The organism is Nostoc sp. DedSLP03 (assembly GCF_034530815.1).
Classification (GTDB): Bacteria; Cyanobacteriota; Cyanobacteriia; order Cyanobacteriales; family Nostocaceae; genus Nostoc.
This window is the reverse complement of the sequence record NZ_JAVRCK010000104.1, coordinates 1-21,916: the sequence shown is the minus strand read 5'-3', so window position 1 is coordinate 21,916 and position 21,916 is coordinate 1. Positions and strand designations below refer to the sequence as shown.

The following is a 21,916-nucleotide window of genomic DNA, read 5'->3' as shown; positions in this document are numbered from 1 at the left end:
TCAATAGTTTCAAATTACCATGCACCTTTCGCTGATATCTGGCAACGATTTCAACGAAAGTCCTCGTTGGGCTAGGACTTTCGTTGAGCTAAAATACAAGACGTTCTTCAGATGTTTTTTGTAAGGGAGAATATCTAAGATGTAGAAAGCAATCAACTAAACAGTTTTGAACCTGGTTTTTGATTATTTCACTCGCACGAGAATTCAAATTGCGTCGCATTTGGACTACGCAGAATTAACTCGTCGATCCGACCTTGTTTAAGAACAACTTAGATTACATTTACAAAAGGAGCTTGTCCAAACTAAAAATCATAGTTGGAGCGTTGTATTCCCTAGCAATACTAAATGCTAGTTGATGCGCCAGAGAACTCTTGCCCATACCTGGACGAGCGCCAACAATAATCAGTTCGCCTGGGTGGAATCCACCGCCAGTAAGTGCATCCAAATCATAAAATCCAGTAGCGATACCAGGCTCTTGCTCTCCTTGAAATATACGCTCTATCTCGGCAAAATTTATAACGCTAATATCCCTATTCATTCGCACTGATTTGTCGGTTTGGGTTTCATGGCGAAGAGAAAATATTTTCTCTTCGGCTGCATCTAAAGTAGTTACCTCATGAACAAAATCAATTCCATAACTTACCTCTATGAAATCTCTCACCCCAGAAATAATTCGAGCTATAACCCCAATGTTTATAGCAACTATTGGAGCAGTCATTGCTGTTGCTGTTATAGTCTCGCCAAACGGAAACAATGCAGCCCAATTCTCTGCGGGGCTTGGACTTGCAGGAACAGCGATCGCTGGTGCTGCTGGTCTTGCTCAAAGTAGCAAAAATGAGCCGGACTTTTCAGTGAGCAAGCAGGGAGACAACTTGAAAGTTGAAACCCCAAGCTCTGAACCAGCGGATGGACACTAAGAAAGTAAAGATGAGAGTCTGGAACGCAATTCTATTTATTTTTTGAGCCATTTATTACAAGAACAAATGGCTCAAAAAATGGATTATATCTGAGGAAACTTATTAAGAGTATTATCGACCAAACACCTTATTGTGGTGTGATTACAAACACCTTTAATCCTCACATTGCTAGAGAAAATGGTGTTGAAAAAAATTATTGGCGCAGTACATGGACATGAAAGAGGAGTATTGATAGCAAATCAAAATTTCTCAACTGTTTTTTATTATCTCCTTTTGAATTATTGCCAAAAGTAAAGGAATAGATATGACTTTTATAACCCACATCAAATCAGCTTTTTCGGAACCACAAAAGCTGACTCTTAAAATGGCACTTACATTGCTGTCCGTTTCATCACCCTTGCTTTTGAATAACACTAGTTGGGCGCAAATTCCAGGACGTACAAAGGTGTTCAACCAGAGTCAGCAGCTACAAAAGAAAAGTGTTCAAAGCAATTTAGATAATATTAATGCTGCTTTAACGCAATATACTTCCAAAAATACTACCCTTGACGAGAAACGCAAAGTGATTGATGTTTTTAAACAGAATTTAAAAAATCCAGATAAACAGGTGCGTATAGCTGCGACGAATGCTTTGAGTGCGATCGGTACAGGCGCTGATGACGCTTTGGAGGATTTGAAAAATCTCCTCAAAACGGAGCAAAATAGGGATGTATTGATCAGTGTTATTCTGGCAATTCAATCTATTGACGCAAAACCTGCTATTTTGGAATTGACTAACATATTCAAAGATGAGAATCAAGATTTACAGGTGCGTTCGATGGCAGCTGGAGCGTTAGAAAAGACTACTCTGGATACGAAACAAGCCAAAGAATTAATTCCTTTGCTGCTTAAGTCATTAAAAAACCAGAGTGTAGACAGAACAAACCTGCGTATAAGTGCTGCTTCGGCGTTATCAAAGATGTATGATCATCTGGATATTGCTCCAGATGCTGTACAGATTTTAACAGAATCATTAAAAGATCCTGCTTGGCGGGTGCGTCGATATGCTGCTGATGCCTTGGGGAATATAGGTGTTAATGCAAAATCCGCGATCGATCCAATTATTGCAGCTTATAAGGAAGACAAAAACTATACCATGCGTCAAAGTGCTGTTGTAGCTTTAGGTCTCATAGGTAGTGTAAGTGATGCGAAAGATGGTTTGAAAATTTTACCTGTATTGAATCAAGCATTAAATGATCAAAGCGACATTGTGCGTAGTAGTGCTGCTGAGGCTATGAGATTTATTACTACTAAATTTGCGGAAGACGCAAAAAGCAATAAACTAAAAACTAAAGAATTAAAGAATGCTATACCCGAGTTCGAGGAAGCTTTGAAAAGTCTAGAAAAACTAGACCCAGAAGAAAAGAATTCTTTAAAAGTAACTATAGAAAATATACAGTCTAGCCTTAAGGAGTTAAAACATCGTCAATTCATTAATCAGATTCTCGAACAACCCTCGGTATGGGGTATTGGAGCTTACCTTGTCTTACTTTTCGGAATTTTTTGGCTACGTCCTTTGTGGCTACTGAAAATTGATCAAGCCCTAAAATCCGTTGGCAGCTTCAAATTGCCTGTTATTGATAAAGAGATATCCCTGAGCTGGTTGCTGCTGATACTGAAATACCACCCTAGAGTGCTAGATGCTTGGGTAGAAGCACACCTCAAATCAGCCCAAGAAGCATTCCAGCAAAAGGATACAGTACGCAACAGAAACGTTTATATTCCCATCCCTGTGGTAAACAATGGCCAGACTTTTGCCCAACTCAGGGGTAAAGATTTACGTTCAACTTTTAAAAAACAACGTGCTTGTCTACTCATTCAAGGTGATGGCGGGGTAGGTAAGACAAGCCTTTCATGTCAAATTGCTAACTGGGCAATGTCAGATGATGAGACAGAACGTCTGTGCAAACACCGGATGTTGCCAGTGTTAATTGAGGAAGAATTGGAAATCCCAAATGAGATTGAAAACCAATCGGTACAGGGGAAAAAATCACCTTCCACCCGTACTTTGATAGCCGCAATTCAGGGGCAATTGCAAAACTTAACGGATGAAACAGAAGATATTTCTGAACAACTACTAGAACGTCTGTTGAGAGAGCGTCGGATTCTGGTCATTGTAGACCATCTTTCAGAAATGAACGAAGCGACACGTAAGGCAATTCGCCCAGACTTTCCTGATTTTTATGTTAATGCTTTAGTTGTCACCTCACGTTCTGAAGAAAAGCTTGGTGGAGTCACTAAAACTACCCTCAAGCCTTTACTTATTGAAGGCAACCGCCTATCGTCTTTCATGGAAGCCTACTTAACCCAGGCGAACAGACGCGACTTGTTCACCGATCCTGAGTTTTTCCAAGCCTGTAGCCACCTGTCGCAAATGGTAGGAGGACGAAAAGTTACCGCTCTACTGGCGAAACTCTATGCTGACCAGTTGATTGCTGTTAAAGTTGAGGGGATTCAGCAATCGCCTTTAATTAGATCAGGCAACATCCCCGAATTGATGCTGTGGTATCTTAATGAACTCAACCGCAGTGTGACTGCTGAAGGTAATAAATTAAGCGATCGGATTGTGCGACAAGATGCCAAAATAATTGCTTGGGAGTGTGTAAAACAAACTTTTCAACCAACAACAGCTAAAAGAGATACAATCGTAGCTGTCCTCAGCGGAAATGATCCAGAAAATCGTCTCAAATATCTTGAAGAACGTCTGCACCTTATTCAGACTATTGGTGCAGCACAAGATAAAATCCGTTTCGCCCTCGATCCTTTAGCTGAATATCTCGCTGCTATGCAGATGTTGGAACTTTGCCAGAACAATCAAGACTTCTGGAACGAATTTTGGCATCAAATCACAACGGCATCAGTGGGGATAGACCCAATTACAGGTTTCTTGCTGGCTTTGCAAGACTGCATCCAAATTTTAGGTAAAGAAGCAAATGTACCTCAGACGATCACTGTGGGATTGAGTCAGTTACTCGATGCAACGGAGTTAGTAGAGGTTCAACAAGATTTCCTTACAAAAGAAAAGGGTGTGGAAATTGCCAAACTGGAAGCAGAGACGCAAATGGAGAAGGCTAAGGCAGTTGATAACAGTGGTGGTAATGGTTCAGGCTTGCTTGATGGGTTGATAGCCACAACATTAAGAAACCAAGCAATTCAGCAACACCTAGTCAAGTCTTCGATGAAATTAGAGAGTTCAGCGCCATCGGCTGCATTTCCTCAAGGTCAAATTATTTGTACTCATTGTGGGACTAAAAATCCGTCATCTCACAAGTTTTGCTCTAAATGTGGTGTCGCTCTAACTATTGAATGTGATGTAGAAAAAAATTAGCATATTCCTTAGTTATCAACTGTTTATATTTTTTTGCATTATTGCGTGTTTACACGCAATAATTCAATCCTGAAAGGGGTTTAGCCGAGATACCCATATAGTATTGGCGTCACCGTGCTAAAAGAGATAATTTGTACGCTAAGGCTGAAAGTGCGATTGGGCAAGCTTTTCAAGACGTGCTTTCTCCCAGTATTTTTGTGAAATAACTATGGTTATGCTGCTAGTTTTGATCAAGTTTGAACGAAAAATTGTGATTTTACCCCTTGCATGACCAAACTGTGAACCATAGCGTGACCAAAAGTTAACGTAATTTCAAGGTTTTTAGCCAATCAAAAACCTAACTTTATGAATCAAATTATGTCCGCGTGTTTTAAATGCGAACCATAATGCAACCAAAAGTTTTATTTTTTGACTTGGTAAAAAATGCAGAGCAATACACACTAATTTAACCCTTAAATTTTAAACTTTCGGTCAAAATTTGGTTCAAAATGCCCACAATATGGTTCAAAAATATGTTTAGCCAAAAATTGAGTGATAAAGCGATGCCTGCGGCGGGCTGCGCCTACGCCGGAAATCTGAATTTTTATTTCTCTCTCATCGCGGTACGGTACAAATGAACTATTTGAGCATGTTCCTTGCTGTAATCAAGTTTTGAGTTTTTTGAACTCCATTTATAGCTTTTAACTATATGTTGTCCTAGTACAGAGTGAAGTATTTCGTGACCGTTTGGCTAAATTATCGTTCAAATCACAAAAATCGTCGTTTCAGACACTTGAAAATTTTCTTAGCGTACAAAAAACCTTTTTTTGCACGGTGATGCCATAAATCCCCACATTTTTTAAGGGGTCTGTGCCTCTCAAACCTTTATCTGGCTAGGTTTAGAGGCGTTTGTCGCCCCTTGAACAAAATCCCATTATGGGAAAAGTCTATCTACCGCTTTAAATTCTTAAACCTCGTAAAATGTGGCTCAAACAGCAGCTTGATTGTGCCAGTAGCCCCTTGCCTATTTTTCAAAATACTCACTTCTGCAATACCCCGATCTGGGCTATCAGGAGAATAATATTCATCGCGGTAAACTCCCAAAACCATGTCAGCGTCTTCTTCGATCCTGCCCGAATCCCGCAAATCAGAGAGCATTGGTCGTTTGTTAGTCCTGTCTTCCACACCACGGTTTAGTTGGGAAAGCAACATAATTGGGACATTACACTCTCGCGCTAGCAGCTTAAGCTCTCTTGTAACGTGGCCTATCATTTGGGTTAATCTGTTGCTGCTGCTATCAACCATCAGCTGCAAGTAATCAATAACAACCAACTTTACCTGCCCATGTTGTGCTATTGTTTTACGAAGTTTACTGCGGATTTGAAGTGGAGTTGAGCCAGTTGAATCATCAATTATCAGTGGTACTTCATGAATATCCGCAACTGCTTGTCCTAATACTTCCCATTGAGAATCTAAGAGTTTCCCAGATTTGAAGTAGATCATTTCAATCCCTGATTCAGATGATAAAAACCTTTTATTTATTTCTTCGCCCGACATTTCCAAACTAAAAATCATAGTTGGAGCGTTGTATTCCCTAGCAATACTAAATGCTAGTTGATGCGCCAGAGAACTCTTGCCCATACCTGGACGAGCGCCAACAATAATCAGTTCGCCTGGGTGGAATCCACCGCCAGTAAGTGCATCCAAATCATAAAATCCAGTAGCGATACCAGGCTCTTGCTCTCCTTGAAATATACGCTCTATCTCGGCAAAATTTATAACGCTAATATCCCTATTCATCCGCACTGATTTGTCGGTTTGGGTTTCATGGCGAAGAGAAAATATTTTCTCTTCAGATGCATCTAAACGTTCCGCTAAAGGCACTGATTCGTCATAGGCTAGTTTCAGGATTTGATTGGCAGCAGATATTAACTTCCTGGTGAGGTATTTCTCCATGACGATTTGAGCCAAACCATCAATATTGACTGCCGATACAGTGCGGTCAACGAGGCTTGCTAATTTGTTTCTGCCACCAACTCTTGTTAGTAAATCATTGTCAGAAAGCCAACTTGTAACAGTGAGCAAATCTATATGCTTATGCTCTCTTGCAAGTTGCAAGGCAGCGTGGTAAATATCCCGGTGAGCTTGAATATAAAACGCGTCTGCAACCAAAGTATCTGCTAGCATTTGTGTCGCTTCAGGGTCTAAAAGGATGCCGCCCAAGATTGCTTCTTCTGCTTCAATATTTTGGGGTGGCAGTTGGTCATTAACACCCGCGAAATCTAATTGTTGTGTCATCTGAGTGCCTGTTTAATTTGTTTGATTACTTCGGGTGTTAATCCAGGAATGAGTTGTTGCCCCAATCGAGTGACGGCAAATTTTAGCCAATACTCGTGCCACCAGCAAAGTTTCAAAAATTCCTGCTTGGTATGATTGATAAATTTGTTAAGGACTGCGACGTGTTCCTGCTTATCCATCCGCCTAAATTCCGGGACAGTAGCGATCGCAGTATTCCGATTAGCATCCTCTTCCTTCTGTCTCTGCCAATCCTCCCACAGCAGATTCGCAGCCTCTGGCTTATGATTCGCCCAGCTTAACGCCGCAGTTCTCGCCTCCACCGATTGGCATTGCTTTGCAACTACGAGTAGTCCACCCTTAAACATCAAAAACTCGTTTTTCTCTTCATCCGTGCCGGGGCAAGCCCATTCCTGTTTTTGTGAAGTTTTGCGAATTGGCGGGGCGAAATCTCGTCCCTTATGACTAGTTGTGTCCACTACTTGCATAGTCTCCGTGTTATTTAGCAACGTAGTGTGAGATTCAGGAATGGGATCTTGATTGGTTTCATGATCGAGATTACTTTGCTGGCCACATTCCGGATCTTGATCCTCAACTTCTCCAGAAAACACACACACTTCCTCTTTAAAATCTGTGTTTATTTCTGGATCAATATGTAATGAATATGAAGCGTTGCAGGATTGCCCTACAGCAAGGGTTTGAGGGTTTTCTTCTCTAACATCTTGGAGAGGTTCTCTAATATCTTGGAGAGGCTCTCTAACATCTTGGAGAGGCTCTCTAACATCTTGGAGAGCCATTGCTGTGTCTGGGTTTGGGCTGCTGGGTAAATCGCTGGAATGAACATTAGCTATTTTGGTATCTTTTTTCTCCCACCAAAGGACTATAGTGTTGTCACCAGATTGCCAGAAAACTAAATTCTTAGCTCTCAGCTTTGACAAAGCCCGATAAAAAGTACTTTCCGCTATTTCCCATTCAGCACAAAAATTCTTGACGTTGACGCGCCATCTCCACCCTGCTGCGCGTTTAGCTTTGAACAGGCAGTAGAGGTAAGCTTCTGCATTGAAGATTTTCGCCTTGTAACCCTGCTTCAACTCCTCTGGAGTAGCCATGAAGAACTGTGATTTTTGAGGCTGATTTTGGCTTTGGAGTGCAACTGCTGCTACCATGCCGCACCTCTAAAAGCGATCACTGAGGAGTTATGAAGGCTTGTATTGGCTGTATTAGCCCGTGAATAAGCTTGCTCGAATCTCTTATAGCTCGACCCACAATCTATTACTATATAGTTATTAATAAAATGATTGTTCCTTTGGTCGTTATCGTGCGATCGCAATGTAAAGTTAGGGGTGTATACACCCGTCTCAATGGCATACAATGAGAGGAGTACACCCGTATTGAGATTGATCATTAGACATCTCCTATGGTGTTTCATTGCCAGTAGTTCAAGGTTTCTCAGGCGCGAGAACTCTGGTGGTAACAATAAAACCAAATTTCCTTGGTAGTCTAGGCTACTGAGGAAATTTGGTTTTGGGCGATCAACGAAGGAAACTCGTCTTCGGATTGTGCTGCGAGAAAATCGAGAAGGCACTCTCGGATTAATGAGCTACGATTCATCCCTCTCTGTCTGGCTACAAATTCCAACTTCGCAACAATATCTTTCTTCAATTTGGTAGTGACACCGATATGATGTTTGCTCATAGTTAAGGGGAGATAATGATTAACTCAATCATAAGTCTATTCGAGAAGTACGGGGGTACTACTTATAAGGTTAATCATAGATCAAGCAATTTGATTTGTGTAGGAGTAATCCAAGAATTTTGAAAACATTTTAAATTTTTACAGCCCAAGACGATCGCTGCTTTCAAGGAATTGAATGTATCTTTGTACCAACAATGAACGCCTATATAAATAAAGTACAAAAATAATATACTTTTTGTGCATTTATAATATGTTCGTCGTTACTGGTAGCTAGATTTTGATAGGATTGTCATCCCTGCTGACTAACTTTGTGGTCACTCAATGAAATTTTTTTTCCAGGCAACATCTCTATTTTTTGCTAAATAGCCGATGACAAATCCAGATAGATTAACTTGCTATTTACCATGAAAGTGGTAAATAGATTAGGAACAATTGTTCCTGAGTGGAACGACAGAATGAGCATTTGGGGGTGTAGATGTCCACTACTGGACATAAAGAGGGTCAAAAGGCTGATTATTCCGTGGGGAAATTCACAAAAGTTAACGCCTGTTGACGGTGCGATCGCACTTCAGGAACCACGGTTCCTGAAGTGCGATCGCAAGCCTTCGATCCCTGATCCGTTCAAAGCATGATTTTCTAGCGCAATACGGATCTAACTTGTCAGTTTGAACTGGGTAAAAAAGTATAATCCTTTACTGCATAGCTGTTTACCGAATGATTGAAATAGCTAGATTTATGAGCACTGCTGATAGATTTGTGATCACTCGTTGGAAGAATCAGCTTTATTGTTTGTTAGATAGGCATTGGACAACTTCAGGAACCACGGTTCCTGAAGTGTGATCGGTTGAGGTCATGTCTGACCCTCCCCTTGTTGCCCAAATAAGTATTGAAGAATGCGCTGGTTTTCGGTCTGAATTCCCCTCACTACAGCCCGGTCGGCTTCTGCGTTTTCAACAAACCGTGTCATCAGTGTTGTTAATTGGTCAAGCCGTTCCTCAGCATTTAGTTGAGCAACTGCCAGACGGTCAAGGTTACTCGTTGCCTGTGACATTCGCTCTACTAGGCGATTAATGGATTCACTGTTTCTTTCAGCCATCCTTGCCGTTGAAATTAGTAACTCTTTGATGGTTTCCATTTCGTCCTCTATCTGGTTTAGGCGCTCTGCGCTCACGCTGCCCCCTTGCCCTTCTTAGGTGAAGAGGAGTCGTGTTCAGCTACGTAGTCCCTGACAAAATCTGAGACTACCTCACTCATATTCTTTCCTTGCTTGGCACAAACCGCTTTGAAATTATTGCGTAACGATTCAGGCATAAAGACTCTTAACGAAATAATTTTTTCTTCTTCATTAGGCATAGCGGCAAGAAATGTTAATACTGTGCATCTAGCCTATTGTGTCACCACAACTGACTATAGATCGATAGCCAGTAATTGCACAAGTACCAGTCTATGTCATACTGCATATTATGCTAGTGTATTCTTAAGCGAATAAACGCGCAAAACCTCTATCACACGGGACTTACAGCCAAGTAACCGTGTCAGATTCTCATGTCCTCTTATTACCTAAACCAAGCCTATGGAAGCGACAGACACCGGAAAGAATAACGTTATTAGCCCTTCAAACAATGGCAACGGAGCGAGTAAACAATCCCAGGACAAGCCAAAGAAAGCCCGTAAACTCGTGGGCATCCCTACGGGCGCAGTACTTTCATCAATGACGAACGTGCTTTATACCGCTCACGTTGCCAAAGACCCTGTTAGCTGGGATGCAATTGAGAACTATCAGCCGTTTTCACCAGCCGCTGATGGTTCCCGATTAATGATTAAAGTCAGTAAAACCAAAGCTGTTGACCTCCGCACTCGCAAGAGTTCGCCTGTGGGGTATGGTCAAGCGTACCCAGTCGATTTGTCCACAACTCCTAGCAAGCCAGATTTTTAGAAACTGCCCAATAATGACAAGCGATCGCACTCCCTGGCAGTTGGGCGATCGCCTCTCAATGGGTAGTCTCCACCGATTGAAAACTACACAACAAGAGAATTATGAACCAATCAGAATATCCAAGCAATGAGATCCACAAAGTTGGATTTCCAGAGGGTCAGTTATTGGCCAATGGGGCCACACCTGAAGAGTGCGCTGAAATTTCTGCTGCATATCTTCAAGGCAAGCCACTGCCCACGAGTGAGAACGAAGTTATCAACCGAATCAATGACCGACTCACCCAAACCAGCGGCTACGGACAGTCAAGCGTTGGGCAAGCCGATGCAAAGTAGCAGTATTCCCCCAGAGTGGTACGAAGCTCAGGCAGAGCTAGCAGCCCAAGAACTTGATTTTGATTTGCACCTAGCTGCGTGTGAATCGGAAATCAAGCATGGAATCAGCGCCAGCTTGGAACCAATGCCTCAACCAGATCCACAGCCGCTTGATAACTCGGTTTACAACTTCAACGCGATTCTAGACGCAGATTAACCATCAAGCCCCCAAGCACGGGGGCCTCAAGTTTTATGAAAAGTGAAAACAATCTAACTTGGCTACTGATAGCAGTATCAGCGCTAGGTTTCACATTTTGGTATCAAGAGCAAGAAAGCGACCATCAAACCAGTATTCAGCAGTTGCAGAGAGATTTGAGTAGCTGCCAGTCGGATTTCAAATCATTCAAAGATGGGGTGACTTATGGCAGAGGTAAATAATCAACAGAAAATCACAGTTGAGATTCCCACCGAACGGGGCAATTTCGCCCCACTCTCCACTACACCCCAGCAACCCAGCAAACTAGACCTTTTTCGACGTGGTTGGGTAAACGCGATCGCACTACCGGACAATTTACCGGACTTGGCTTTTCACCTTGCGGCACACATAACGATTCCCGCGCTGTTTAGCAGCTGCTGGGTGAATATTCCCTTTCCTGGGTTTATCCGCTTGGGAGTGTTGGGAGTGTTGGCGATCGCTGGAATTGTCGCCCTTTACTTGCGGCAAGCCGTGCCAGAGGTCAAAGATATTCTTCTGCTCCGTGTTGGCTTAATTGCTGTGGGGGTGCTGCTAGGAATATGAGCAGTGATTTACACCCATCCCAGTTACACCAACACTTGCAGATGTACACCTGTGCCAAGTGGTCATTTTGGGGCAGTTTAGCTGTCAGCTGTGGCTTATTGTTCCTGGGGGCAACTCAAAAGCCAGAGTCTAAGCCGTGGATACTTGGCGCGTCCGTTGGTGTTCTCGAAGTAGGTCGAAGACATCGCCAAACAGCCAAACTTCTTCTTGAATCACTTGGAGATATCGACCGAGCATCACGGGTCAACTTCCAAGCGTGGGCCCGTGCCAACACTCAACCCACAGCACAGTTAGCGCTGACAGTTAGTAGCATCGATGCCAACTGGAAACCAGAGAACCTGATTACAGATCCAGTTGAGTACATCCAGAAAAAACAAAAACACGTCGCCTTGGTCGGTGGCACTGGTGACGGCAAATCAACTTTTACCCAGTATCTATCCTCTAAGATTGGCGGTCGCGTTGTCGTCTACGACAGCGACGCTAAACCAGATGATTGGGCATGGCTGGATCAAGCCGATGTTATTGGCAGAAAGGGCAACTTCAAAGCCATCGATACCGCAATGGGTAATGACCTCAAAACCTTGGAGGAGCTTGTAGAGCTTCGCGGAGAGAGGGGAGATAACGCGATCGCCGGTCGGGAGCGATTCATGATCGCGGAAGAATTCCCCATTTTGGTGGACGAATGCGACAATGCCACCACATGGATCAAACGCCACGCTAAACGGGGCAGGCGATACAAACAGTTTATTTGTGCCTTGGCCCAAAATGACACGGCTGAAAATTACGGCTTGCAAGGTGACAAAGACACCCTTTACAGCTGCTTTGTCTTGGTGCGTTTGGGGCAGTTTGGGCGGGACTACGCCAGGACTAAACTTAAAGATCCTCAACTAGAGCAGTGGTTGAAAGCTGGTGGTAAAAGGCGGTTCATGGTCGATGACTGCCCTTGTGAGCTTGACCTTAGCAACTGGGGAGCAGGGGGCAGGGAGCAGCAGGAAACCTCCTCCGGGGGAGATGAGGAGGTGCAATCGCAGCCTACAGCCATGAATGAGTTTGAGCAAGCTATCCTCACCTGGGGTCAATCCCACGCAGGGGAACTGCTCAAAGCCCGGACGCTGCAACAGTCCACCCGTCTGTTCGCTGATGTGAGTGCTGAGGATATCCGCATTATGTTTCGAGCAATGGCTGATCGGGGTCTGGGAGAAGTGGAAGGGGTGAGCGATCGCCTTGGTTGGAAGTGGTCTTCGTAAGTGTAGGCAACCGTCCACACTTCGTCTACAACGTGTCTACAGAAAAGCTTAACCTTTGTATGTGTGAGGTTAGCGCAATTTTGTTGCCGAGTATAGACCGAGTTTTTGCCGAGTGTATATCCCCTATCCTCACGCTATACTCTGTCTACATTGTCTACAGTGTCTACAACCAGTCAGGGAGGGGCGTAGATGCCGAAAATCCCACTTTTAGCGGGTTTTGGGCAACTGTAGACGCACCAATGAACGCACCAAAAACGCCCAAAAGCATGATTTCCAAGGCTTTTGGGCGTCTACAGTTGAGCTATAGCCTACTTCTCCAATTCCTTGATAAAAGCCTCTATTGCCTTCCCCGATGCCGATTGCTTGCCCATTTTCAGTTTGCCGAGAGTGCGATCGCGAATTTCTTGATAGTCTGGAATTGGTTTTTTTTCTGACCGCCTGAGAGGATCTGCCTTCTCTCTCAGGCGCTCAATTCCCCCAGGCGTTCATCAAGCTCTCTCTTCACTTCGTTGATGTGCGCGGTATTCGCCCGAACTAACTCATTCATCCGTTCAGAATTAGCGATCGCGCTCTCCACTTCTCGTCTAATCAACTCCTGTATGTCTACAGGTGTAGACTTTGTAGACAAAGCTGAAGGTGTGCCAATAATGCCCCTTAAGAGCCTTGCAGCAGTCTGGTTGAGTGATTCATCATCACTGGACTGCAACGCCTGTAACGCCTCTATTTCAGCGTCACTCAGCCGGAACGAAATTACTTTGCTACTCATGTAGACTACCTGTAAACGTATTTGTCTACATAGTAAAGCATTGTCTACAAATATGTCTACAAAACTGTTGACACGTTGTCTACTCATTGTCTACAGTTGTGTATACAATCGGTAAACACCGCTAATTTAAAGGGCGATCGCCCGTACCGTCCAAAGTCAAGCGATCGCCCCACACCAAAATCTCAAAGGAGACTCAATGATAAATAACTGTAAACAATGCCCCCACTTTTTAGCAAGCGCCAATATTCCCGCCATTGGCCAATGTAATTATTTTGGAGGGGCAGTGAAAGGATGTGACAAGGCTTGCCTTTATTCCCATGTAGCGCCTGCGGCTGCCAAGTAGTAACCTTCCTTCACTCCCCAAGTCCGGGGAGTGTCACCCAATTAAGGTATCGTCGTTAAATTCAGGTGGGAGCGATCGCAGGTCTGGTTTTTTTGTATCTTTTTTTCTGCCTGACATCTTTGGCAGGATTAATTTACGCTTTCGCATCATTTTGCTTAAAGCATCTGCTGTGATGGGTTTCCCCACCAGTTCTGATAAAATTTTAGCGACTTGGGGGTAGCTCCAGTCCCCTTTTAATTCTTCGATAACTTGCAATACCATTTCAGGTTCTACAGCAGGTTTTATTCCGCGCTTTAGTGGCATCACTAGGCTCCAACGGTCGCTACTGTTTGATTTAGAGCTTTTGAAAATCTTGTTATCTCAGCATCTAATCTACCCTCAATTATTGAGGAGGCATCACCAAGACAAGATTCTTCCATCTCTGCTGCCATGTTCAACAAATAGTTCTCAATCAAATTGAGCAAAGGGATGGCGATCGCATCTTCTACTTCAGGGATTTCCGAGGCCAATACTTGATGCACTGTTGTATTGACAAGGGTTTTAATTGCATCTTTCATCTTTCTTCCAGCGCAACACTCAACAACACTGTTATTATCTCAAAAATCACGCCTAATTTTACATTTGTTTTGTTAAATAATGGAGACGCGATCGCAATCACAGCAACGGGCTTAACTGGATACCTGGTTTCTCTGCGCTTTGAGAAGTGCGATCGCCGAATTAAAAACAGAACGATAAAGATTCACCGCGACGGGGTTTTATAAAAGCGTGGGTGTAACATAACGTGCCTCATGTCTATAAAAAGCTCACCTCATCACCGCAATGGGGTTTAATAAAACCTGGGTGTTCTCGGAAAGAACCATTATCGCGAACTAATTATGAGTACAAACGAACTATCAAGCGAACTGTCTATTGAAGTTTTACAAGCCTCCCTTGATGCGAAAATTGGGGATAGCTTCTATACCCTCGACACTGAACCCGACGTGCTATCACAACTTTTGGCAGACAAGCGATCTGAGAACACCCGCCTAGCCTATGAAAAAGATATCAATGATTTTCTCAAGGTAATGACGGGCAAGCCTGCCACACCTGATGTGGTGCTGGAATTTCTCCACCTTGAACAAAAGCAGGCGATCTCTGTGGTGCTGAAGTACAAAGCACAAATGATCCGCAAGGGGTTAAAGGAAGCCACTGTTAACCGACGACTAGCAGCGCTCAAAAGTCTGGTAGTGACCGGGCGGAAGTTGGGTGTGTGCGATTTCAGTCTAGAAGATGTAGAAAGCGAACGGGTGCAAAAGTACCGCGATACATCGGGAATTGACCGGGCAACATTTGAAGTGGTTCTCAACCAGTGCAATTTATCCACTGCCAAGGGTAAGCGTGACTATGCCTTACTCCGGCTGCTTTGGGGGAATGCTTTGAGGCGTAACGAGGTCAGCCAGTTGAATATTAGTGATTTTGATCCTGAGACTAAAACACTGCGAATCTTGGGTAAGGGGAGGGGAACCCAGACTGAGGTAATCGACCTGGGAATGGGAACAGTGCAAGCAATTAATGAATGGTTAGCAACTAGAACCAGTGTGCTACACGATTCCCCGTTATTCGTGTCACTGGACTATGCCACTGGGGGCCACAGGCTAACCGGGGACGGCATCCGCAAAATGCTAGTGAAACTATGCAACAAGGCAGGCATCAAAAAGCTGATGTCACCGCACCGCATCCGCCACAGTGCAATTACCGCCGCCCTTGATGCCACTGATGGAAACGTGCGGAAAGTGCAAAAACTCAGCCGTCACCGCAAGCTGGACACACTGATGATTTATGACGATAACCGCCACAAGGATCAGAGGGACATTACAGAACTGCTTGATGGGATGTTTTAAAGATGATCAAGGAGTTATTTACCTGGCGAAAACTACTGTCGGTTAACAGATTATCAAGCCAGTAAATAAAAAGCTTGGCGATCACGAGTTTATTTTGTACGTTATCGTTGACGGCTGGTTGCAGCGCTCTTGCTTGCAGTAACTTCCGACTTCAACTTACAACTTAACCAGCTAGTTGGTGGAAGTCGGAAGTCAGGAGTTGGGGGCCAGTTGTGATCGCGCTCCGGCTGCCTTGCTTTTTGCATCAACTCACGTTGCAGGTTTGGGCTTTTATAATTGCAGGTCGCTACAACTACGCTTAACGACTATCTCATCTAGCTTTTTGTGAAAGTCTTCAACAGTTCCATCATTGTCTACTTTAACGTCAAACTTGTGATGCAATAGGCATTCATCTAACTCTCTAACGCCACGCCGATGTACTCCTCTGATTAGTACCATTGTTGCATCTAATTCTCTCAAGGCGTTAAACTGACTCACCAACCTCGTAGCCAAGACAACAATATCTGGATCTTGTTGGCTCAATTTTTTCAGTACGTCTTTTCCTCTTTCTGTTACCCCTTCGTGATCATGGTAGTCAATCAGTGCTTGAGTGAAACCTGACGCATCCTCCCAATTTTTGTCTGGTGCTACGTATACTAGGCTTCCATCCCTGTAGTGTCCTGGAGCATCGGGAAAATTTTTAGCTACGACCTGCCTCAAGATACTAGCCCAGGCGAAGCGAATGAACCCATACCTTTCACAAACATAATCAACTGCGGTATCCTTGCCTGTGCCGCTACCAAAGCTACTAAAACTCAAAATTTTTGGCATCTCGTTTGCTCCTGCTTTTGTGTTTTTTTGAGCATGTCCAATAGCAGCTGCTCACGATCTAAAGGTGTACCGTCTGTCCCCAGTACCTGCCCAAAAGTATTATCAACAATTTTGCTGCCGTTCTGGTAAATATGTACATGGATACCAGCCTCTTGTGGCATTTCACTAGTCCAGAGAATCGCTGGAGTTGATGCCCAGAGTTTGAACTGACAACCTTGATATTGACTCAAATCTAGTGTGCGCTCACTATTTATAAACTCCGTGTTTTTAGAAAGGTTGGCAGCTAATTCATAAATGGGTGAGCTTATAATTGGTCTACTAGACCAATTAGAGTCAACCCCACAGTTACCGCAGAAATGTTTCTTATGTGGGTTAAGAGCGAAGTCTCCAAGGTCAAGATGTGGATGTTGGCAGTTGTGGCAATAGAGAGTGTCTAAGGGCAATCGTTTAACGACTGCCTCTAGATATGCAAGCGCGTAGGGCGGCGCTATGGCAACGCGTTTGACAGTACCTGTAGAGAACAATGGCAGTGATGGCTCAGGGGCTGTAATAACTACTACTGGGTAGTTCCTGTCTATGCTTTTCTGCCCATCAAGGTCGGGACGAGCATGAACATGAATCTGCACCTCTGTTGTATCTGGCTCATCAGTTGTGTTGATGGCTGTCGGTAGTGCTGCCCATATGCCCACCCCACCAGCGTAGTCACTAGGGTTCAGCACCAGCGGTTTCTTGACATAGTGCATGGGTTGGCTCTTATTGCTGCATTCCATAATCCCTTCACTTTTTATTACTTGTTGTATATCAGCCTTGGTTCCCCAATGCATCTGATGGGTACGACACCACCATCTCTGAGCGCCATTCCTGAACTTCCCGCAGGGTACAATGTCACAGGGAAGGATAGCGTCTGTTCCCCTGTCAGCTTCTGGAAACATACCCTTGACCCTCTCGCTAAAGGGGACTGCATTCCCCAGAGTGCGACCTTCTGCCCAAACAATAGCGAACTCTTCAGTCATGGGACTGGGGGGCGCAATAGATTCTTCTATACCCAGTGACTTTCTGTACTTGGTTTCACCCCGCTTCTTTTCAGGGTTGTACGGTTCGTCTACTAGATACAAGTAGGTAACCCCTTTTTTAAGTACTCTTTTAACGTACATATCGGAAAGCCTTGCTAATAATGCAGGCTTATGATAACAGGAGTTACCGTATACGGTAACTATTTCTTAAGGATTGTGGTCAGCTCCCTACCCACCTTACGTACCGCTACTCCTGATTACCTTTTATACAAGCAAACGCATTGGTCATGCTTCCGTGGATGTTCTGACTTACGTCCCCACTTTGACTACATTTGTCACATTTGAACCCATTATTTGTAGCGACCTGCAATACTAATTGCTCAAACCTACAATTAAGGTATTTTCAGTTTCCGAACAGATGTTCATTTCACCCCGTCACTTGCAAGTTTTTTCAAAAAGTGACTTTTTAAGGGCGATTTGGGGTTCAGCCGGGAGGTAGAGTCGAGGGGAAACTGCTATGATTTACTGCTATCTGATATCACTTAGTTGCTAGCAATAGCTGATAGCGCTATGTCTGAAAAAACCCCTGCAAGCCAAATGATTCGCGTCCCCACAGCCTTAGTTACAGCAGTGAAGGAATTGTCTACCTTACATCGCCAGGGACACACAAAGGCTATTTTGCAGGCATTACAGGAACTAATAGCAAGCTTGGGCAGCAGTGCTGCTATCAGTGAATCAGGTAGTGATAGCAGTGTTGTCATTGATGAATCAGTCTTTGATAGCAGCAAGGTGATAGTAGATATTTTAGAGCGACTAGCAGTACTGGAAGATAGAGTTGAGGCAATGCAGGAGCAGCCATCCAGGGCGAAAACTGGTAAGACTTTACCTGTTGACCTGGAGAAGAAAATGCAGTCTCATTCAGCGCGGCTATTACAGAATCAACAGCCGATAGCAACACCTGATATCAACGCCTGCCCTCAGTGCCAATCAACCAAGTTGAGCCGTTGGGGAAAGGACAAGCGCGGAATCAAGCAACGCTTTAAATGCAAGGACTGCGGAAAAGTCTTTGTTTCGTAGGCGATCGCCGATCCTTGTTCGTTCTTCTTCAAACCTTGTTCATCGATAATTTTCTGGATATCCAGAAAAAGCGATCGCTCACTTTATTAAACTGTGTATCGCTAGCTATAGATGATGCCAAATACTAAGTTATTGAATACACTAAGTACTGAGCCACCCCAAAAGGTGGCTCTGAGTTTGCATATACAAATTAAATTTTATGGACTTTTCCAAAATTAAACAAGCGTTACTCAGCCTACCGGATAATGCTGACGAATCGATAGTTTGTAGCATATTTATCTCAGAACTACTAAAAATTTTAGGTTTTGATGTAATGGAAACTGTTCCACAGTTTAATACGGGGAATGGTGGTAATACTGCTGATTACGCTGTTCGCAAGAACTCTGAGGACGATATCTTCATCAAAACCAAGTCAAATCCTTACCTGTTAGTGGAGGTAAAAGGCAGAAATATCAACCTCAATCCAAATTCTGCTCAATACAAGTCAACAGTTAACCAACTCAAAAATTATTTACTTGCCCCAAATTGTAAATCTGCTCGATGGGGAATTATCACCAACGCTAACTATATCCAATTATTTAGAAAACATGGCAAGGCTATACATCCTGCGTTTCCCTGTCTAGAAATTACACCAGATAACTTGGATAAAATTGTCTTGGCAATCAAGCAGAAAGTAGATGAACCGCAAAAAGCTTTGACTGTGGCAGTTTACAACAACAAAGGCGGGGTGGGTAAAACCACAACAACAATCAACTTAGCAGCTACGTTGGCACTACTAGGAAAGCGAACGTTAATTGTTGACTTCGACCCAAACCAACAAGACCTCACAAACTCATTAGGTCTTAAACCCGAAGAAGATACCTTGTATTCGTGGTTGGTAAATAAGAACAGCCAATTACCTGATGGATTGATCAGATCATGTAAATTCTCTTCAAAACCCAGTATTTCATGGCAATTCGACATCATTACCAGTGATGAAAAACTTCAACATTTACAAGAAGAAAGGCTGCGTGAAATGATTAGTCCTCTCAGGCTGAGGCAAGCATTAGAGCCATTAAAGTTGCGATATGACTATATTTTGATTGACTCTCCACCAAACTGGAGATTCTTTAGTCAGAGTGCGGTTTGTGCAGCAGATGTGGTTTTAATTCCCACCAAGCACAACAGCATCTTTTCACTGGAAAACGCGGTGACTGTCATTAAACGTTTTATACCTGAAATTCAAAAAGAGAGGAAAGACGGAGGGCCGATTGCACTACCTATCTTTTTCAACGGTGAGTCCATTACAGACGCAGCGAAAGGAACTGCAAAAGAGGCTATAAACCAAATCATAGAACAAGGTAAAAAAGATAAACCTTATCCTATTGACCTCACGCCCTACTTTTATCCTCGTTCAAATCATCCCATTTTTGAACTTCCCAGTTATGCACATATTGCAGGTGCTGCATTTACTCGTATACCTGCTGCTTATAAAAATAAAACAGCTTGTGGCTATTATTTAGCGCTAGCTAAGGAATATTTTTTGCAATAAATTAATAGGTTTAAAGATATGAGTTTAAGTAATGTTGGAAATTTGATGTGCCTTTATATGCATGAGATCAGCCCAGGCAAAGGCACGGATGCACCAGAGTTTTGTATTAAGGCAGCTGGAAGAGTATTGATGGAATCAGGTGGTCGTAATTGGGTTCCAGTGATTGTTAAAGAAATTGAACAAGACCAGTATGAAGTCATTGGTAACTCATTTGTTTACGCAATCGCTCTTGAACTCGGCTTAGAAAGGTTGTGGTGTATTGTTGCGGATTCTAGCGAGACAACATTTGAGTTAACCAGGATTTTGACTGGTGAGTTAATACCTAAAGTTAATCTCTCAACTGCAAGCAGGGATGAAATTCAAGCAGCGTTGCAGTACCTTATTGAAAAACCTAACAGTGAGTTAAAAGGCGTGAAGGTGGCGATCGCTACCAATCGTATTGATGAGGCTCCACGCAAAAGCTGGGGAAACTTAGAGCCGATTACAAAGCTGAAATGTGGCATAACCAAAGGCGGGAAACTGGATGCGCTCAAGGAGGTATTTTACCTTAGCCCTCAATCAGAACTAGAAGTAGTTACGCCAAAAGTCGCTATACATGATAATTTGAATGCTTTGACACTTACACAGCTAAAAGATATGGCGAAAAAGCTGGGGGTTTCTGGGTATAGCAAGAAGCAAAAAAAAGAGTTAGTTGAACTGCTATCAAAGGCTTAAGGCAATAGCTTCTCTCCCAAAACAGGCTGTTAGCCAAAAGCTTACAACTTATGCTTGAGACAGCTTTTGATTAGTTCGGTTACTAGGGGGAGGGGGAGCGACTTCCAGCATACGACGCGCTAACAGCAAATCCTCTTGCGATTCTTTACTCAGGAATCCATCTAGCTTAAATTGCAAGTTCGCTAGTTGTATGAGCGCTTGCGCTGCTGCAATGCTTACATGGCGCGGATCTTGTTCACAGCTACCTTTCCCCTCCCGATTACGGCTACTAACTCTTTTGCCATATTGAGTCCTTGGGCCTGTGCTTTGCTGCCACGGTTTCCATTGCTTTATTCGGCGGCGTTGACTTTCTCGTGCTTCTGGTGTCCATCTGGGCATTTTTTATCAATTAGGGGTAGATATAGCGTGGCTATATCTACGCCAAGTAAGCGATCGCTGTGAATAGTTCGTTTGTCAGTTGTGATTCTGAAAATTTTTCAGAAAATTTTTCAGATGAGAAGATACCCCGATCTGCCTTTTCAAATCAATCCACTCAGCACTACGCATCCCATGTTTATAGCTATTACGAGCGCTAATCGCTTTGCCCTCTAGCGTTGCTGGCCCCGTGCTGTACTGCCACGGTTGCCACTGCTGTATCAATTGTCTCTGCCTCTCTCTTGCTTGTGAAGTCCACCGGGGCATGGTTATTTGCCTCTAGTCGCTGTTTTATTTCTTCTTGCTCAACTTGTAACTGGTTGAGTTGTTTGTTTACAAAGTTTTTGATGAACGTCGCGGGTTTTTTTGGATTCTTGATTTCATGCAGCAGCGCCGCGCACTTTCTCATTTCGGCTTGGCATTTTAGGCTGAGGTTGGCGAATTCTAGGGGGAGTTGAGGGAAAGTTCCCAGCACTTCTGGCGACTCATATCCGCCGATCGCTTTATTCATGAAGTTGGCCGCCAGGGTGTTGAGCATTGCTATTTGACTATGCAAAATGACTTCGATTTCTGTCCAATCGCCATCTTTGGTGCTTTTGACTCGCTCGTACACCCCTTCAACAATAGCAATGAAATTTTCTGATTCGGGCGGAAGCTTGCCAGCACGCGCCATTATCTGTGCCTGCGAGAATCCAGGAACAGAGAAGTGTTTTAAATAGGTTTTGTCAGCGCTGACTTTGGTCGGTTTTTTATTCATGTTTTAGGTTGGCATTGAGCCGAGATAGCTACATATTCGGAAATTAAGGCTGGAAACGATTATCC

25 protein-coding genes are annotated in these 21,916 nt (G+C 43.7%); 12 read left to right on the top strand and 13 right to left on the bottom strand.

The features are described from left to right. Positions 1 to 280 precede the first annotated feature (280 nt). On the bottom strand, positions 281 to 661 hold the full coding sequence (locus RM368_RS32615) for a DnaB-like helicase C-terminal domain-containing protein (protein ID WP_322697896.1): 381 nt from the start codon (positions 659 to 661) through the stop codon (positions 281 to 283). Between RM368_RS32615 and RM368_RS32610 the strand changes: the two genes are divergently transcribed. Together RM368_RS32610 and RM368_RS32605 are read left to right on the top strand one after the other, a co-directional pair. After that, a complete protein-coding gene (locus RM368_RS32610; protein WP_322697895.1) occupies positions 648 to 917 on the top strand; it encodes a hypothetical protein in 270 nt (89 codons plus the stop codon). The genes RM368_RS32615 and RM368_RS32610 overlap by 14 nt on opposite strands. A 304-nt stretch (positions 918 to 1,221) precedes the next feature. Then, a complete protein-coding gene (locus RM368_RS32605) occupies positions 1,222 to 4,284 on the top strand; it encodes a HEAT repeat domain-containing protein (protein WP_322697894.1) in 3,063 nt (1,020 codons plus the stop codon). Positions 4,285 to 5,214: 930 nt separating this feature from the next. Here the strand turns inward: RM368_RS32605 and dnaB are convergent. From dnaB to RM368_RS32580, 5 genes are all read right to left on the bottom strand, one after another. Next, the gene (gene dnaB / locus RM368_RS32600; RefSeq protein ID WP_322697893.1) at positions 5,215 to 6,561 is read right to left on the bottom strand and encodes a replicative DNA helicase; all 1,347 of its coding nucleotides are present in this window, start codon (positions 6,559 to 6,561) and stop codon (positions 5,215 to 5,217) included. Further along, positions 6,558 to 7,724, bottom strand: coding sequence for a hypothetical protein (locus RM368_RS32595; protein ID WP_322697892.1), 1,167 nt, complete (start codon positions 7,722 to 7,724; stop codon positions 6,558 to 6,560). Before RM368_RS32595 ends, dnaB begins: the two co-directional genes overlap by 4 nt. Beyond that, a complete protein-coding gene (locus RM368_RS32590; RefSeq protein WP_322697891.1) occupies positions 7,718 to 7,963 on the bottom strand; it encodes a hypothetical protein in 246 nt (81 codons plus the stop codon). The genes RM368_RS32595 and RM368_RS32590 overlap by 7 nt, the downstream gene beginning before the upstream one ends. 1,140 nt (positions 7,964 to 9,103) lie before the next feature. Continuing rightward, on the bottom strand, positions 9,104 to 9,388 hold the full coding sequence (locus tag RM368_RS32585) for a hypothetical protein (RefSeq protein ID WP_322697890.1): 285 nt from the start codon (positions 9,386 to 9,388) through the stop codon (positions 9,104 to 9,106). 32 nt (positions 9,389 to 9,420) lie between these two features. After that, positions 9,421 to 9,606 carry a plasmid partition protein ParG gene (locus RM368_RS32580; RefSeq protein ID WP_322697889.1) on the bottom strand — a complete coding sequence of 62 codons (186 nt, stop codon included), beginning with the start codon at positions 9,604 to 9,606 and terminating at the stop codon, positions 9,421 to 9,423. A 220-nt stretch (positions 9,607 to 9,826) separates the two neighbouring features. On the opposite strand from RM368_RS32580, the gene RM368_RS32575 reads away from it, so the two are divergent. The 6 genes from RM368_RS32575 to RM368_RS32550 all read left to right on the top strand — a co-directional run bounded on the left by RM368_RS32575 (position 9,827) and on the right by RM368_RS32550 (position 12,546). Next, entirely contained in the window at positions 9,827 to 10,189 is a 363-nt protein-coding gene (locus RM368_RS32575) for a hypothetical protein (protein ID WP_322697888.1), read from the top strand. A 101-nt stretch (positions 10,190 to 10,290) separates the two neighbouring features. Further along, positions 10,291 to 10,521 carry a hypothetical protein gene (locus RM368_RS32570; protein ID WP_322697887.1) on the top strand — a complete coding sequence of 77 codons (231 nt, stop codon included), beginning with the start codon at positions 10,291 to 10,293 and terminating at the stop codon, positions 10,519 to 10,521. Then, complete coding sequence (locus RM368_RS32565) at positions 10,511 to 10,717, top strand: hypothetical protein (protein WP_322697886.1); 207 nt, start codon at positions 10,511 to 10,513, stop codon at positions 10,715 to 10,717. Before RM368_RS32570 ends, RM368_RS32565 begins: the two co-directional genes overlap by 11 nt. Before the next feature lie 35 nt (positions 10,718 to 10,752). Continuing rightward, on the top strand, positions 10,753 to 10,938 hold the full coding sequence (locus RM368_RS32560) for a hypothetical protein (RefSeq protein ID WP_322697885.1): 186 nt from the start codon (positions 10,753 to 10,755) through the stop codon (positions 10,936 to 10,938). Beyond that, positions 10,922 to 11,299 carry a hypothetical protein gene (locus tag RM368_RS32555; RefSeq protein ID WP_322697884.1) on the top strand — a complete coding sequence of 126 codons (378 nt, stop codon included), beginning with the start codon at positions 10,922 to 10,924 and terminating at the stop codon, positions 11,297 to 11,299. Before RM368_RS32560 ends, RM368_RS32555 begins: the two co-directional genes overlap by 17 nt. After that, positions 11,296 to 12,546, top strand: a complete 1,251-nt coding sequence (locus RM368_RS32550) for a hypothetical protein (RefSeq protein ID WP_322697883.1) — start codon at positions 11,296 to 11,298, stop codon at positions 12,544 to 12,546. The genes RM368_RS32555 and RM368_RS32550 overlap by 4 nt, the downstream gene beginning before the upstream one ends. A 460-nt stretch (positions 12,547 to 13,006) precedes the next feature. Here the strand turns inward: RM368_RS32550 and RM368_RS32545 are convergent, their stop codons facing one another. From RM368_RS32545 to RM368_RS32535, 3 genes are all read right to left on the bottom strand, one after another. After that, complete coding sequence (locus tag RM368_RS32545; protein WP_322697882.1) at positions 13,007 to 13,399, bottom strand: hypothetical protein; 393 nt, start codon at positions 13,397 to 13,399, stop codon at positions 13,007 to 13,009. 289 nt (positions 13,400 to 13,688) lie between these two features. After that, positions 13,689 to 13,958 (bottom strand): hypothetical protein, encoded by a 270-nt coding sequence (locus RM368_RS32540; RefSeq protein WP_322697881.1) that lies wholly within the window; start codon positions 13,956 to 13,958, stop codon positions 13,689 to 13,691. 2 nt (positions 13,959 to 13,960) lie between these two features. Continuing rightward, on the bottom strand, positions 13,961 to 14,212 hold the full coding sequence (locus tag RM368_RS32535; protein ID WP_322697880.1) for a hypothetical protein: 252 nt from the start codon (positions 14,210 to 14,212) through the stop codon (positions 13,961 to 13,963). Between the two features lie 318 nt (positions 14,213 to 14,530). Here RM368_RS32535 and RM368_RS32530 point away from each other — a divergent pair, with 318 nt between their 5' ends. Next, positions 14,531 to 15,535 (top strand): tyrosine-type recombinase/integrase, encoded by a 1,005-nt coding sequence (locus tag RM368_RS32530; RefSeq protein ID WP_322697879.1) that lies wholly within the window; start codon positions 14,531 to 14,533, stop codon positions 15,533 to 15,535. A 270-nt stretch (positions 15,536 to 15,805) separates the two neighbouring features. Here RM368_RS32530 and RM368_RS32525 read toward each other — a convergent pair whose 3' ends face one another. Further along, positions 15,806 to 16,345, bottom strand: coding sequence for a hypothetical protein (locus RM368_RS32525; RefSeq protein WP_322697878.1), 540 nt, complete (start codon positions 16,343 to 16,345; stop codon positions 15,806 to 15,808). Then, on the bottom strand, positions 16,330 to 17,499 hold the full coding sequence (locus tag RM368_RS32520) for a hypothetical protein (protein ID WP_322697877.1): 1,170 nt from the start codon (positions 17,497 to 17,499) through the stop codon (positions 16,330 to 16,332). Before RM368_RS32520 ends, RM368_RS32525 begins: the two co-directional genes overlap by 16 nt. 429 nt (positions 17,500 to 17,928) lie before the next feature. Here RM368_RS32520 and RM368_RS32515 point away from each other — a divergent pair, with 429 nt between their 5' ends. The 3 genes from RM368_RS32515 to RM368_RS32505 all read left to right on the top strand — a co-directional run bounded on the left by RM368_RS32515 (position 17,929) and on the right by RM368_RS32505 (position 20,680). Continuing rightward, positions 17,929 to 18,435: a transposase-like zinc-binding domain-containing protein gene (locus RM368_RS32515; RefSeq protein ID WP_322697876.1), complete on the top strand. Its 507-nt coding sequence runs from the start codon at positions 17,929 to 17,931 to the stop codon at positions 18,433 to 18,435. 199 nt (positions 18,436 to 18,634) lie between these two features. After that, positions 18,635 to 19,966, top strand: coding sequence for an AAA family ATPase (locus tag RM368_RS32510; protein ID WP_322697875.1), 1,332 nt, complete (start codon positions 18,635 to 18,637; stop codon positions 19,964 to 19,966). Between the two features lie 57 nt (positions 19,967 to 20,023). Beyond that, on the top strand, positions 20,024 to 20,680 hold the full coding sequence (locus RM368_RS32505) for a Rho termination factor N-terminal domain-containing protein (RefSeq protein ID WP_322697874.1): 657 nt from the start codon (positions 20,024 to 20,026) through the stop codon (positions 20,678 to 20,680). A gap of 48 nt (positions 20,681 to 20,728) precedes the next feature. Here the strand turns inward: RM368_RS32505 and RM368_RS32500 are convergent, their stop codons facing one another. Next, positions 20,729 to 21,058: a hypothetical protein gene (locus RM368_RS32500; RefSeq protein WP_322697873.1), complete on the bottom strand. Its 330-nt coding sequence runs from the start codon at positions 21,056 to 21,058 to the stop codon at positions 20,729 to 20,731. A gap of 193 nt (positions 21,059 to 21,251) precedes the next feature. After that, positions 21,252 to 21,851, bottom strand: a complete 600-nt coding sequence (locus tag RM368_RS32495; protein WP_322697872.1) for a hypothetical protein — start codon at positions 21,849 to 21,851, stop codon at positions 21,252 to 21,254. Between the last annotated feature and the right edge of the window lie 65 nt (positions 21,852 to 21,916).

Excerpts from the sequence above, each read along its gene's own strand:
- RM368_RS32610 (WP_322697895.1), top strand. The coding sequence starts at position 648 with ATGAAATCTCTCACCCCAGAAATAATTCGAGCTATAACCCCAATGTTT.
- RM368_RS32605 (WP_322697894.1), top strand. The coding sequence starts at position 1,222 with ATGACTTTTATAACCCACATCAAATCAGCTTTTTCGGAACCACAAAAG.
- dnaB (WP_322697893.1), bottom strand. The coding sequence starts at position 6,561 with ATGACACAACAATTAGATTTCGCGGGTGTTAATGACCAACTGCCACCC.
- RM368_RS32595 (WP_322697892.1), bottom strand. The coding sequence starts at position 7,724 with ATGGTAGCAGCAGTTGCACTCCAAAGCCAAAATCAGCCTCAAAAATCA.
- RM368_RS32590 (WP_322697891.1), bottom strand. The coding sequence starts at position 7,963 with ATGATCAATCTCAATACGGGTGTACTCCTCTCATTGTATGCCATTGAG.
- RM368_RS32585 (WP_322697890.1), bottom strand. The coding sequence starts at position 9,388 with ATGGAAACCATCAAAGAGTTACTAATTTCAACGGCAAGGATGGCTGAA.
- RM368_RS32580 (WP_322697889.1), bottom strand. The coding sequence starts at position 9,606 with ATGCCTAATGAAGAAGAAAAAATTATTTCGTTAAGAGTCTTTATGCCT.
- RM368_RS32575 (WP_322697888.1), top strand. The coding sequence starts at position 9,827 with ATGGAAGCGACAGACACCGGAAAGAATAACGTTATTAGCCCTTCAAAC.
- RM368_RS32570 (WP_322697887.1), top strand. The coding sequence starts at position 10,291 with ATGAACCAATCAGAATATCCAAGCAATGAGATCCACAAAGTTGGATTT.
- RM368_RS32565 (WP_322697886.1), top strand. The coding sequence starts at position 10,511 with ATGCAAAGTAGCAGTATTCCCCCAGAGTGGTACGAAGCTCAGGCAGAG.
- RM368_RS32560 (WP_322697885.1), top strand. The coding sequence starts at position 10,753 with ATGAAAAGTGAAAACAATCTAACTTGGCTACTGATAGCAGTATCAGCG.
- RM368_RS32555 (WP_322697884.1), top strand. The coding sequence starts at position 10,922 with ATGGCAGAGGTAAATAATCAACAGAAAATCACAGTTGAGATTCCCACC.
- RM368_RS32550 (WP_322697883.1), top strand. The coding sequence starts at position 11,296 with ATGAGCAGTGATTTACACCCATCCCAGTTACACCAACACTTGCAGATG.
- RM368_RS32545 (WP_322697882.1), bottom strand. The coding sequence starts at position 13,399 with ATGAGTAGACAACGTGTCAACAGTTTTGTAGACATATTTGTAGACAAT.
- RM368_RS32540 (WP_322697881.1), bottom strand. The coding sequence starts at position 13,958 with ATGCCACTAAAGCGCGGAATAAAACCTGCTGTAGAACCTGAAATGGTA.
- RM368_RS32535 (WP_322697880.1), bottom strand. The coding sequence starts at position 14,212 with ATGAAAGATGCAATTAAAACCCTTGTCAATACAACAGTGCATCAAGTA.
- RM368_RS32530 (WP_322697879.1), top strand. The coding sequence starts at position 14,531 with ATGAGTACAAACGAACTATCAAGCGAACTGTCTATTGAAGTTTTACAA.
- RM368_RS32525 (WP_322697878.1), bottom strand. The coding sequence starts at position 16,345 with ATGCCAAAAATTTTGAGTTTTAGTAGCTTTGGTAGCGGCACAGGCAAG.
- RM368_RS32520 (WP_322697877.1), bottom strand. The coding sequence starts at position 17,499 with ATGTACGTTAAAAGAGTACTTAAAAAAGGGGTTACCTACTTGTATCTA.
- RM368_RS32515 (WP_322697876.1), top strand. The coding sequence starts at position 17,929 with ATGTCTGAAAAAACCCCTGCAAGCCAAATGATTCGCGTCCCCACAGCC.
- RM368_RS32510 (WP_322697875.1), top strand. The coding sequence starts at position 18,635 with ATGGACTTTTCCAAAATTAAACAAGCGTTACTCAGCCTACCGGATAAT.
- RM368_RS32505 (WP_322697874.1), top strand. The coding sequence starts at position 20,024 with ATGCATGAGATCAGCCCAGGCAAAGGCACGGATGCACCAGAGTTTTGT.
- RM368_RS32500 (WP_322697873.1), bottom strand. The coding sequence starts at position 21,058 with ATGCCCAGATGGACACCAGAAGCACGAGAAAGTCAACGCCGCCGAATA.
- RM368_RS32495 (WP_322697872.1), bottom strand. The coding sequence starts at position 21,851 with ATGAATAAAAAACCGACCAAAGTCAGCGCTGACAAAACCTATTTAAAA.